The organism is Streptomyces azureus, assembly GCF_001270025.1.
GTDB classification, from domain to species: domain Bacteria; phylum Actinomycetota; class Actinomycetes; order Streptomycetales; family Streptomycetaceae; genus Streptomyces; species Streptomyces azureus.
In genome coordinates, this window is record NZ_DF968334.1 from 1 (window position 1) to 11,219 (window position 11,219).

The window sequence follows — 11,219 nt, forward strand, 5'->3', positions numbered from 1 at the left end:
GGCGGAGGCCAGGGCGCCGCCGTCGCCGAGCGGGACGGAGCAGCAGCCGGCGAGCCACTCGTGGCCCCGGTCGGCCATGTACCGAGCGATACCGGCCCAGATGAGGCTGATGACCGCGCCGTCGCGGTGGTCGGGGTGCACGCAGGAGCGGCCGACCTCGACGAGTTCGGGCCGAATCCCGGCGAGGGAGCTCAGGTCGAACTCGCTCTCGGAGTACAGCCGCCCGGCGACCGCCGCGCGCTCGGGCGGCAGCAGCCGGTAGGTGCCGACGACCTGGCCGGTCGTCTCCTCGCGGACGAGCAGGTGGTCGCAGTACGCGTCGAACGGGTCGACGTCGAGCCCGGGCTGCGAGCCGGTCAGCAGGGCGCCCAGCTCCCCGGCGAAGACGTCGTGCCGCAGCCGCTGCGCGGCACGCACGTCCTCCTCGGTCCGGGCGAGGGCGACGGTGTAGCGGGTGGGGGCCGTGGGCTGCGCGGGGCGGTCGACGGTCAGTACGCCGGTCATGGCTCTCTCCTGGTCACGGGCCGGGGGCGGCGAGCGGTGCCGCCGTCACTGTTGTGCCCATGCCGCCTGACCTTCGCGTGACCAGTGCCGGGAGCGCGGATGCCGGGATGTTGAATGCCTGGAGCCCGGAAAGGCGAGACGGGGCCGGTGAGCACCTACCGGCCCCGCCCGTCCGCACCGGACGGCGAACGCTTCTACCTGCCCGGACCTACCGCTTGCTCACCTTCCGCGTGGCCCGCAGCCACTCCTTGTTCATGCCGGTGATGGACATGAGCGGAATGCCCTTGGGGCAGGCCGTGGCGCACTCTCCCGTGAGGGTGCATCCGCCGAAGCCCTCCTCGTCCATCTGCGCCACCATGTCCAGCACCCGCGTCTCGCGCTCGGGCGCGCCCTGCGGCAGCACGTTCAGGTGGTTGATCTTGGCGGACGTGAACAGCATCGCCGCCCCGTTCGGGCACGCCGCGACACACGCGCCGCACCCGATGCACTCGGCGTGTTCGAAGGCGAAGTCGGCGTCCGGCTTCGGCACCGGCGTGGCATGTGCCTCGGGCGCCGCACCGGTCGGCGCGGTGATGTATCCACCGGCCTGGATGATCCGGTCGAACGCCGAACGGTCGACGACCAGGTCCTTGATCACCGGGAAGGCGGACGCCCTCCACGGCTCGATGTCGATCGTGTCGCCGTCCTTGAACGACCTCATGTGCAGCTGGCACGTGGTCGTCCGCTCGGGCCCGTGCGCGTCGCCGTTGATCACGAGCGAGCACGCGCCGCAGATGCCCTCGCGGCAGTCGTGGTCGAAGGCGACCGGGTCCTCGCCCTTGAGGATGAGCTCCTCGTTGAGGGTGTCGAGCATCTCCAGGAAGGACATGTCGGAGGAGATGCCGTCCACCTCGTACGTGGACATGGTGCCTTCGGCGTCGGCGTTCTTCTGCCGCCAGACGCGCAGGGTGAGCTTCATGCGTAGCTCCGCTGGGTGGGGTGGACGTACTCGAAGACCAGGTCTTCCCTGTGCAGGGTCGGAGCCTCGCCGGTGCCGGTGAACTCCCAGGCGGCCGCGTACGCGAACTCCTCGTCCTTCCGGTCGGCCTCGCCGTCGGGCGTCTGGGACTCCTCGCGGAAGTGGCCGCCGCAGGACTCGCCGCGGTGCAGCGCGTCGAGACACATCAGCTCGGCCAGCTCCAGGTAGTCGACGACGCGGTTGGCCTTCTCCAGCGACTGGTTGAACTCCTCGCCGGTGCCGGGCACCTTGACGCGCCGCCAGAACTCCTCACGGATCTGCGGGATGCGCTCCAGCGCCTTGCGCAGCCCCGAGTCGGTGCGGGCCATGCCGCAGAACTCCCACATGAGCTCGCCGACCTCGCGGTGGAAGGAGTCGGGCGTGCGGTCGCCGTCGACGGACAGCAGCAGGTTGAGCCGGTCCTCGGTCTCGGCCAGCACCTCCTGGACGACCGGGTGGCCGGCGTCGACCCGGTCCCCCAGCGGGTTGCGGGCGAGGTAGTCGTTGATGGTCGCCGGGAGCACGAAGTAGCCGTCGGCCAGTCCCTGCATCAGCGCGGAGGCGCCGAGCCGGTTGGCCCCGTGGTCGGAGAAGTTGGCCTCGCCGATCGCGAACAGGCCCGGGATGGTGGTCTGGAGGTCGTAGTCGACCCACAGGCCGCCCATCGTGTAGTGCACGGCGGGGTAGATCCGCATGGGTACCCGGTACGGATCCTCGTCGGTGATCCGCTGGTACATGTCGAAGAGGTTGCCGTACTTGGCCTCGACCGCCCCCCGGCCCATGCGCTGGATGGCGTCGGCGAAGTCGAGGTAGACGCCCTGCCCGCCGGGCCCGACGCCCCTGCCCTCGTCGCAGACGTTCTTCGCGGCGCGGGAGGCGATGTCACGGGGCACCAGGTTGCCGAAGGACGGGTAGATGCGCTCCAGGTAGTAGTCGCGCTCGTCCTCGGGTATCTCGTTCGGCGGGCGGTCGTCGCCCTTGGCCTTCGGCACCCAGATGCGGCCGTCGTTGCGCAGCGACTCGCTCATCAGCGTCAGCTTGGACTGGTGGTCGCCGGTGCGCGGGATGCAGGTGGGGTGGATCTGGGTGAAGCAGGGGTTGGCGAAGTAGGCGCCGCGCCGGTGGGCCCGCCAGATCGCGGTGGCGTTGGAGTTCATGGCGTTCGTCGACAGGTAGAAGACGTTGCCGTAGCCGCCGCTGGCGAGGACGACGGCGTCCGCGAAGTACGTGTCGATCCTGCCGGTGACGAGGTCCCGGGCCACGATCCCGCGCGCCCGCCCGTCGACGACGATCAGGTCGAGCATCTCCGTACGCGGGTGCATCTCGATGTTGCCCGCGGCGATCTGCCGGCTGAGGGCCTGGTAGGCGCCCAGCAGCAGCTGCTGTCCCGTCTGGCCACGGGCGTAGAAGGTCCGCGACACCTGGACGCCGCCGAAGGAGCGGGTGTCCAGCAGGCCGCCGTACTCGCGGGCGAAGGGCACTCCCTGTGCCACGCACTGGTCGATGATCTCGACGGAGATCTGCGCGAGCCGGTGGACGTTGGACTCGCGGGCCCGGAAGTCGCCGCCCTTGACGGTGTCGTAGAACAACCGGTGGATGGAGTCGCCGTCGTTGCGGTAGTTCTTCGCGGCGTTGATGCCGCCCTGCGCGGCGATGGAGTGGGCGCGGCGCGGGGAGTCCTGGTAGCAGAACTGGACGACGTGGTAGCCCTGTTCGGCGAGGGTGGCCCCGGCGGAGCCGCCGGCGAGGCCGGTGCCGACGACGATGACGGTGTGCTTGCGCCGGTTGGCGGGGTTGACCAGCTTGGCCTCGAAGCGGCGCTTGTCCCAGCGCTCGTTGATGGGCCCGGACGGGGCCTTGGTGTCGACGACCGGCTCACCGGTCGCGTAGTCGGCGTAGGAAGTCATCTTCAGCTCACCACTCCGGTCATGACGCCCACGGGGACGGCGATGAAACCGGCCGTGAGCAGCAGCGCGAGGACATTGGCGACGGTTTTCAGGGCACGGTCGCGGGTGCGGCTGCCGGCGCCGAGGGTCTGGGCGGCGCTCCAGAAGCCGTGCCGGACGTGCAGGCCGAGCGCGAGCATCGCGACGATGTAGATGACGTTGCCGTACCAGGTGGAGAAGGTGTCCACGACGTTCTGGTACGGGTGGCCGGGCCGGAAGCCGGGGTGCACGGTGCCGGTCGTGAGGTCCAGGACGTGCCAGACGATGAACAGCCCGAGGATGACCCCGCCCCACCGCATGGTCCGCGTCGCGTAGCTCGCGCGCGGCCTCTTGTGCACGTACTTGCTGGGCCGCGCCCTGATGTCGCGGCGGCTGAGCTGGTACGCGGACACGGCGTGGGCGACGACGGCGGCCACCAGCACGATCCGGACCAGCCAGAGCGTCCACTCGTAGTGCATGAACGGCTCGCCGACGGTGCGCAGCCAGTGGGCGTAGTGGTCGAACTCGCCGGCCCCGAAGAAGATCTTCAGGTTTCCGATCATGTGGACGACCAGGTACAGCAGCATGATCAGCCCGCTGACCGCCATCACGGTCTTCTTGCCGAGGGTGGAGTCCCACACGGTGCGTGCCATGGACGGCCGTCGTTCCGTCCGCGTTGCCAGAGCCATGGCACAGCACGCTACGGACACGGAGCCGATCGGTCCAAGACATGGTCCAGCTTGATTCCATAGGCTGGGGCTATCGTACGAGTATGCAGTTCCAGCAGCTCCAGTACTTCGTGGCCGTCGCCGAGACCCGGCACTTCACCCGGGCCGCCGATCTGGTCCATGTCGCGCAGCCGTCGCTGTCACAGCAGATCAAAGCGCTGGAGAGGGAGCTGGGCGCGGATCTGTTCCTGCGGGCCCGGGGCAACATCTCGCTCACGGACGCCGGGGAGGCCCTCCTCCCCCTGGCGCGGCGCATCCTGGCGGACGCGGACACGGCCCGGCACGAGGTGCTGGAGCTGGTGCAGCTGCGCCGGGGGCGGGTGCGGCTCGGTGCCACGCCCAGCCTGTGCACGGGCCTGCTGCCGGACGTGCTGCGCGCCTTCCACGACCGCTACCCGGGCGTCCGGCTGCTCATCGAGGAGGGCGGTTCGCACGACCTGGTGCGGGAGCTGGCACGCGGCGCCCTGGACCTCGCCCTGGTGGTGCTGCCCCTGCCGACGCCGTCCCCGGCGCTGACCACGGTGGAGCTGCTGCGCGAGGACCTGGTCGTGGTCTCCTCCCCGGACGCGCCGAGACCCGGCCGGGGCCGGCGCACGGTACGCATCGCCGACCTGGAGGGCGAGCGCCTGGTGATGTTCCGGCATGGCTACGACCTGCGCGAACTGACCGTGGCGGCGTGCCGCGCGGAGGGGTTCGAGCCGGACTTCGCGGTGGAGGGCGGGGAGATGGACGCGGTGCTGGGCTTTGTGCGGGCCGGGTTGGGGGTTGCCGTTGTGCCGCGGATGGTGGCGGCGAGGTCGGGTCGTGGCCTGCGGGTGACTCCGCTGGCCAGACCCGGCCTCCACCGCACGATCGCGCTGGCGCACCGCAGCGATGTGGCTCCGCCCCGGGCGGCGCGGGAGTTGCAGCGGATGCTGCTGGAGCGGTGAGGCGCCCGTGGCAGGCCGGTGCCTGCGGGGCCTGGCGCGCGGCTGCGGCTACTGGGCCGGGGGGTGGGCGGCCGGCCGGTGGGAGGACGCCAGGTGCAGGAGTTCATCGACCGGCCACTGGTCGTAGACGTGCTCGCCGTACTTGGCGGCGAGGACACGGCCGCCGGGGGCGATCAGGAAGTCGGCGGGCAGACCGAGCCGGCCGCCGGGCTGGCTGGTCGCGGGTAGCCGCTCCCGGCCGCGGAGGACCTCCCACCCGCCGCGCAGCACCGCCCGGACGACCGGCCCCCAGGCGCGCGGGCTGAGCAGCGCACGGGGAGCCGACTCGACGCCGAACTCGACGTACAGCCGCTTGTCGGGGTCGGCGACAACCGCGAAGGGCAGGTCGGCGGCGTACCGGCGCAACTCCTCGGCGGGCGAGTGGAAGACCACGACCTCACGGACGCCGGCGGCCTCGATCTCCGCGTGCCTGCGGACCACCGACCGCAGGTGCAGATGACACACCGGGCACCCGGCGAACCGCCGGAACTGAAGGTGGACCAGGCGCTCGGAATCGGGGACGGCGACGAGGTCGCCGGAGACGGTGACCATGTGGCGGTCGGCGACGGTGGAGCCGGACCTTATCGGCCGCGCGGGCATGCGCATGAGCATGAGCGTGCTCCTTCGTAGGCGTACGTTGTACTCCAACGAGTGTAGGCGTATGCCGTACACTTAACAACATAGGTGTATGTCGTACGCTGAACGCGCCATGCCTCGCCCCCGCTCCCTCAGCCACGCCCAGCTGGCTTCGGCCGCCCTCGCCGTGATCGACCGCGACGGGCTCGCCGGGCTGTCCATGCGCTCGGTCGCGAAGGAACTCGGTATGAGCACGATGGCGCTCTACCGGTACGTGGACGACCGGGAGGAATTGGAAAGGCTCGTCGTCGACCTGGTGCTCGGCACCGTGGACACCGTGCCGCCCGGCCCCGAGGCCCCCTGGCACGACCGCATCGAGGTGCTGGTGCGGCGGCTGCGCGACGCCGTCGCCGCCCATCCGGAGATCGTGCCCCTGACCGTCGCCCACCGGCACCGGTCACTTGCCGGGCTGCGCTGGTCGGAATCCGTGCTCGGCGTGCTCACGGAGGCGGGATTCGACGGCGACCGGCGGGTGGTCGCGCTGCGGGGCCTGCTCGGGTATGTCATCGGCGCCATCCAGCTGGAGCACCTCGGGCCCCTGTCCGGCGAGGGCACGGTCGCCATCACCGAGCTGCCGCCCGACGCCTTTCCCCACATGACCGAGACCGCCCGCCACGCCCGGAAGGTCAGTGCAGACCGGGAGTTCCTGGGCGGTCTCGCGCTGCTGCTGCGCGGGCTGGGCACCTGACCCGGCTCCGCGCAGCGGCCATCCGGGAGCGTCAGCCCGTGGCGTCCGCCAGTGCCAGTTCGTGCAGGCGCTCCGGGGGGCCCGGCCTCGCGTAGTACCAGCCTTGTGCCGTATCGCACCCCAGGAGCCGCAACTGCTCAGCCTGCGCCCCCGTCTCGACGCCCTCGACCGTCACCGCGAGGTCCAGGCTGTGGGCCAGTGACACGATCCCTTCGACGATCTTGAGGTCGACGGGGTCGGCCGGGAACTGCTGCATGCTCTGGGTGAAGGAGCGGTCCAGCTTGAGGACGCTGACCGGCAGGCGGCGCAGGTTGGCGAGGTTGGAGTAGCCGGTACCGAAGTCGTCCAGGGCGATGTCGACGCCCATCTCCGCCAAGCGGCGCAACGGCTTCAGCAGGTCGTCGTTCGCGCCGATCAGCGCCGACTCCGTGACCTCCAGGCAGAGCGCGTCCGGTTCGACGCCCGTGCGTTCCAGGATGTCGACGGTGTCCTGGACCAGGCCGGGGTGGGTCAGCTGGCAGGGCGAGAGGTTGACGTTGATCCGCAGCGGGCCCACGGCCCCCACGCCACCGTGCAGTTCCCGCCACTCACGGGCCTGCCGCACCGACTGTTCCAGGACCCAGCGGCCCAACGGCACGATCAGCCCCGTGTGTTCGGCGAGCGGGATGAACCGGTCCGGGCCGAGCACCCCGTGCTGCGGGTGCAGCCAGCGCACCAGGGCCTCCGCACCGCGCACGCTGCCGTCGCCGAGATGGACCAGCGGCTGGTACTCGATGAAGAACTCGCCCCGCTCCAGGGCCGTCGGCAGCGCCGTGGTCAGCCCGTGCCGGGTGATGGCGCGGGCGTCCGCCTCCGGGTCGGCGAGTTCGAAGCGGTTGCCGCCCGCCGACTTGGCCCGGTACATGGTGATGTCGGCGCTGCGCAGCACCTCCGCCGGGCTGCGCTCCCCGGCCGGGCCCTCGACGATGCCGATGCTGCCGCGCACGGTCAGTTCCCGGCCGTCGACGCTGATCGGCGCGAGCAGGGCGTTCATGATGCGCGTGGCGAGTTCGTCGACCTCGCGCTGCGTGTCGGGGCCCGTGGTCAGGGCCACGAACTCGTCGCCGCCGAGCCGGGCGACCATCTCGCCGGGTGCGGTGGCGCAGGACTGGAGCCGGTCGGCGACCTCCACCAGCAGCCGGTCGCCGGCCGCGTGGCCGAGGCTGTCGTTGACGGTCTTGAAGCCGTCCAGATCCAGGTAGCACAGGCCGAACCGCTGGCCTTTCCCGGCACCCAGTGCCTTCTCCAGGCGCTCGAAGAAGAAGGTGCGGTTCGGCAGACCGGTCAGCGCGTCGTGCGTGGCCTCGTAACGCAGCCTCAGATTGAGCAGCCGCCGCTCGGTGGTGTCCTCCATGAGCGCGAGCTGGTACTGCGGACTGCCGTCGGCGTCCCGCAGCAGGGAGACCGTCAGGTTGGTCCACAGGACCGTTCCGTCAGGGCGGTAGAACGCCTTCTCCAGGTGGTAGTGCTCACGCTCGCCGCGCACGAGTTCGTCGTAGAGCCGCCAGGTCTGCGGCGCGTCGTCGGGGTGGGTCCACTCCATGACGTTGCGGCCTCGCATCGTCTGCTCGGAGACTCCGAACATGCGCAGCAGCGCGCCGTTGACCTGGAGGATGTTGCCGTCGAGGTCGGCCATGCCGATGCCTATGGCCGCGCCCTCGAAGACGGCGCGGAAGCGGGCCTCGGTGGCGTGCAGGGCCTGTGCCACCACGCCCTGCGCCTGGAGGGCGGCCTGGGCGATGGCCTCCTGCTCGGCCAGCGTCCGTTCGCGCAGCGCCTGCGCGAAGCCGGCGGCCATCGCGTGCTGGAGGCGTGCGGAACGCGCCCGCAGGCCCTCCTGGTCGCCGTCACCGCCGCAGTACAGGACCAGGTAGGCGTCCACGCAGTCCAACGTGCGGCTGAGCGCCTCCGGATCGGTGCAGTGCGCGTCCACGAGGGCGGCGCCCACCGCCCTGCCCTCGTCGGCGTCGAAGGCCCTGGCCAGCAGCGCCTCACTCAACCGCCGGGCCAGAGGCAGCAGTTGCTCCTCGAACTCCGGCCGGGTCGACGACGTCGAGGTCACCGGGAAGACGGCCCGGCTCCAGATCGTCGCGAACCGGCGGAGTCTGTCCTCCGGCCCGTCCGGTTCCGCGATCACGCCGTACGCCCCACGCCCGCGAAGCCGGAGAACGCATACGGATCCTCGTCCTCCGGTGCGGTGTCGGGCCGCCAGCGCGGCATCGCCACCAGTCCGGGTTCCACCATGTCGTACCCCTTGAAGAACCGCGCGATCTCCTCGCGCGAGCGCATGATCAGCGGGCTGCGAATGTCCTGGTACACGTTCACCGCGCCCCCGGCCCGCTCCGGCGGCAGCGGGATCCCCTCGTACGAGGCATGGGTGAGCACGAGCAGGCTGCCGGGCGCGAGCGCCTCGCGCAGCTCGGCCACCGCCCCGTACGGGTCGTCCTCGTCTTCCACGAAGTGCAGTATGGCAACGAGGAGCAACGCCACTGGCTGATTCAGGTCGATCAGCCGCTCCACCTCGGGGCTGCGCAGGATCTCCTCGGGCTTGCGGAGGTCCGCGGCCACGATGTCCGCGTCGTCGTTGCCCTGAAGTACCGCCTGGCTGTGCGCCACGGCCACCGGGTCGTGGTCGACGTACACCACGCGCGCGCCGGGGCGGGCGGCCTGGGCCACCTCGTGCACATTGCCGAAGGTGGGAATGCCGGAGCCGATGTCCAGGAACTGGCTGATGCCCTGGTCGGCCGCGTAGCGCACGGCGCGGCGCATGAACGCCCGGTTCGCCTGCATGATCTTGGGGAGTCCCGGCACGAACTCCATGGCCCTGCGGGCCGCTTCCCGGTCGACCTCGAAGTTGTGCGATCCGCCCAGGTAGTAGTCGTACATCCGGGAGACGCTGGGCACCGAGATGTCGATGCTCCGTGGGGCCCAGGCGGGACGCTCCATCTATCTCTCCAAGGCGTAGGCGATCTGGTGTTCGAGCAGAGGCTACTGATCGCCCGCCAATGGAGCGACCCGAAACGGAAATTGACCATCCGTTACCGGTCACTGCCTGCGGCACGTGCCGAATTGATACCCCCGTGCATGCCCTTCGAACATATGACGAACAGTGTCCGAGGCATCCCGGAGAGTTCCGGAGCGGAAGGGGCGGAGCATCAGAATTCGATGAGTTCAGGTGAAGCACGGCAAAACGGTCCGCCCCTCCGTGAGTCACGGAGGGGCGGACCGGGGCGGCTCCGTCAGGTGGACGAGATGATCAGCCCTGGGGAGGTTTCTCTACTTCTCCGACGCGCCGACCAGCTTCCCGTCGGGCCGCACGGCGTACCAGGTGCCGCCGACGCCCTGGCCGTTGGTGTCGCCGGGAGCCTTGTCACCGGCGAAGGTGTAGATCGGCGAGCAGTTGATCGTCTGCTGCTTGCCCTTGCCGTCGGTCCGGTCGAAGATCATGTAGCCCTTCTCCTGGATGCCCTTGGTGTCGGCGTAGTCGACGGGCTCCACGAGCGGCCACTTCTCCAGGCACTCGCCCGTGCAGTTGGAGACGGGCTTGGGCCAGGCCTGGTCCTTCTTGAACCGGTAGACGGTCATGCCGTTCTTGTCGACGACGATCTCGCCGAGCTTGGGGTCGTTGCGGGTGGACAGCCCGGGCTGCGCCTCGACCTCGTCGCCGCCGGCGGCCCCGCCGCCCTGCGCCTTCTTGCCGTCGGGGGCCAGCGCGTACCACTTGCCGCCCACGCCCTGGCCCTTGACGTCGCCGGCGTTGACGTCCTTGGCGTAGCGGTAGGCCGGCCAGCCGCCGACGGTCAGCTGCTCGGTGCCGTCGGCCCGGGTGACCGAGCCGAGCAGCGACTTGTCGATGCCCTCGCCGGCCTCGGCGTCGTCCGCGGGCACCGGCGGCCAGGACTTGGCGCAGTCGCCGTCGCAGTTCGACTTGGGCGGCTGTTCGGTGTCCTGGTCGAACCGGTACAGCGTGAGTCCCAGGCTGTCGGTCACCACCTTGCCGACCTCTTCGGCGGTGGCGACGGACAGCTTGCCCGCGGGGTTTGACGGGTTGGAAGGGCTCGGCGAGGCCTGCTGACCGCCCGCGGTGCCGCCCACTCCGTTCCCGGTGCCGATGCTTCCGTAGTCGCCGGGCGCCGCAGTGGCACCCACGTTCTGGCTGGCCGCCGGAGGGCTGTCCTGACCGCACGCCGTCGTCAGCGCCAGGACCGCCGCGGCGCTCGCCACGAGTGAGGCGCTCCGCCAGGAGGTCTTCATCGTCAACTCCCCATAATCGCAAGGGTGTTGCAGCGCCCTGCTGCGCCGCCGCACGGCCATGAGTACGCACCGGAGCCGTGATTGTGTTCAACGACCGGCAAAATTTCTTTCCGGAACCTGTGCCGGCCGCCGCTCGCCACCCCGCACAGAGGTAGGCGTCGCACGCTTCGCGGGCGACCGCCCATCAAACCGGCGGCACCCGGATATCCCTCTTTCGGGGCAATCCCCTTGCGCTCCGGCGCGTCCCGGCGGGACAAGGCTCATGATCTTGGTCGTGCATGGACCTCTAGCGACTCAATCCGCCCTCGCCGCAAAGGCCTTGGCGGTGGCGACGCTGACCTGGGCGCTCGTCGGCGCGCCGGCCGGAGTGGCGGTGGCCCACTCCTGTGCGTACGCCTCGACGGGGCCGGACGGCACGGAGGCGGTGGCGATCGCCGGAAGCATGACCTGGCCGACCAAGCCGCCGTGCCCGACCCCCAC

At 70.5% G+C, this 11,219-nt stretch carries 11 protein-coding genes; 2 read left to right on the plus strand and 9 right to left on the minus strand.

What is annotated here, in order from left to right; all coding sequences use genetic code 11:
- The 4 genes from AOQ53_RS25215 to AOQ53_RS25230 all read right to left on the minus strand — a co-directional run.
- The coding region (locus tag AOQ53_RS25215) for a GNAT family N-acetyltransferase (RefSeq protein WP_059420651.1) at positions 1-504 on the minus strand (504 nt) is incomplete at its 3' end.
- A 208-nt stretch (positions 505-712) separates the two neighbouring features.
- Positions 713-1,462, minus strand: a complete 750-nt coding sequence (locus AOQ53_RS25220; protein ID WP_059420653.1) for a succinate dehydrogenase/fumarate reductase iron-sulfur subunit — start codon at positions 1,460-1,462, stop codon at positions 713-715.
- On the minus strand, positions 1,459-3,408 hold the full coding sequence (locus AOQ53_RS25225) for a fumarate reductase/succinate dehydrogenase flavoprotein subunit (RefSeq protein ID WP_059420654.1): 1,950 nt from the start codon (positions 3,406-3,408) through the stop codon (positions 1,459-1,461). The genes AOQ53_RS25220 and AOQ53_RS25225 overlap by 4 nt, the downstream gene beginning before the upstream one ends.
- Positions 3,409-3,410: 2 nt before the next feature.
- On the minus strand, positions 3,411-4,079 hold the full coding sequence (locus AOQ53_RS25230) for a succinate dehydrogenase (protein ID WP_059420656.1): 669 nt from the start codon (positions 4,077-4,079) through the stop codon (positions 3,411-3,413).
- A 119-nt stretch (positions 4,080-4,198) separates the two neighbouring features.
- On the opposite strand from AOQ53_RS25230, the gene AOQ53_RS25235 reads away from it, so the two are divergent.
- Positions 4,199-5,083: a LysR family transcriptional regulator gene (locus AOQ53_RS25235; RefSeq protein WP_059420657.1), complete on the plus strand. Its 885-nt coding sequence runs from the start codon at positions 4,199-4,201 to the stop codon at positions 5,081-5,083.
- A gap of 48 nt (positions 5,084-5,131) precedes the next feature.
- Here the strand turns inward: AOQ53_RS25235 and AOQ53_RS25240 are convergent, their stop codons facing one another.
- Positions 5,132-5,734: a peroxiredoxin-like family protein gene (locus AOQ53_RS25240; RefSeq protein WP_408055184.1), complete on the minus strand. Its 603-nt coding sequence runs from the start codon at positions 5,732-5,734 to the stop codon at positions 5,132-5,134.
- Positions 5,735-5,831: 97 nt separating this feature from the next.
- Here AOQ53_RS25240 and AOQ53_RS25245 point away from each other — a divergent pair, with 97 nt between their 5' ends.
- Complete coding sequence (locus AOQ53_RS25245; RefSeq protein WP_059420659.1) at positions 5,832-6,446, plus strand: TetR/AcrR family transcriptional regulator; 615 nt, start codon at positions 5,832-5,834, stop codon at positions 6,444-6,446.
- Positions 6,447-6,477: 31 nt separating this feature from the next.
- Here the strand turns inward: AOQ53_RS25245 and AOQ53_RS25250 are convergent, their stop codons facing one another.
- From AOQ53_RS25250 to AOQ53_RS25265, 4 genes are all read right to left on the minus strand, one after another.
- The gene (locus AOQ53_RS25250) at positions 6,478-8,622 is read right to left on the minus strand and encodes a putative bifunctional diguanylate cyclase/phosphodiesterase (protein WP_059420660.1); all 2,145 of its coding nucleotides are present in this window, start codon (positions 8,620-8,622) and stop codon (positions 6,478-6,480) included.
- The gene (locus AOQ53_RS25255) at positions 8,619-9,431 is read right to left on the minus strand and encodes an SAM-dependent methyltransferase (RefSeq protein WP_059420661.1); all 813 of its coding nucleotides are present in this window, start codon (positions 9,429-9,431) and stop codon (positions 8,619-8,621) included. The genes AOQ53_RS25250 and AOQ53_RS25255 overlap by 4 nt, the downstream gene beginning before the upstream one ends.
- A gap of 330 nt (positions 9,432-9,761) precedes the next feature.
- Entirely contained in the window at positions 9,762-10,739 is a 978-nt protein-coding gene (locus AOQ53_RS25260) for an SCO0930 family lipoprotein (protein ID WP_059420663.1), read from the minus strand.
- A gap of 294 nt (positions 10,740-11,033) precedes the next feature.
- On the minus strand, positions 11,034-11,219 hold a 186-nt coding region (locus tag AOQ53_RS25265), incomplete at its 5' end, for a hypothetical protein (protein ID WP_179948492.1).

Bases quoted from the DNA above. Each gene is read 5' to 3' on its own strand.
- AOQ53_RS25240 (WP_408055184.1), bottom strand. From the start codon at position 5,734: ATGCTCATGCGCATGCCCGCGCGGCCGATAAGGTCCGGCTCCACCGTC.
- AOQ53_RS25225 (WP_059420654.1), bottom strand. From the start codon at position 3,408: ATGACTTCCTACGCCGACTACGCGACCGGTGAGCCGGTCGTCGACACC.
- AOQ53_RS25255 (WP_059420661.1), bottom strand. From the start codon at position 9,431: ATGGAGCGTCCCGCCTGGGCCCCACGGAGCATCGACATCTCGGTGCCC.
- AOQ53_RS25260 (WP_059420663.1), bottom strand. From the start codon at position 10,739: ATGAAGACCTCCTGGCGGAGCGCCTCACTCGTGGCGAGCGCCGCGGCG.
- AOQ53_RS25235 (WP_059420657.1), top strand. From the start codon at position 4,199: ATGCAGTTCCAGCAGCTCCAGTACTTCGTGGCCGTCGCCGAGACCCGG.
- AOQ53_RS25245 (WP_059420659.1), top strand. From the start codon at position 5,832: ATGCCTCGCCCCCGCTCCCTCAGCCACGCCCAGCTGGCTTCGGCCGCC.
- AOQ53_RS25220 (WP_059420653.1), bottom strand. From the start codon at position 1,462: ATGAAGCTCACCCTGCGCGTCTGGCGGCAGAAGAACGCCGACGCCGAA.
- AOQ53_RS25230 (WP_059420656.1), bottom strand. From the start codon at position 4,079: ATGGCACGCACCGTGTGGGACTCCACCCTCGGCAAGAAGACCGTGATG.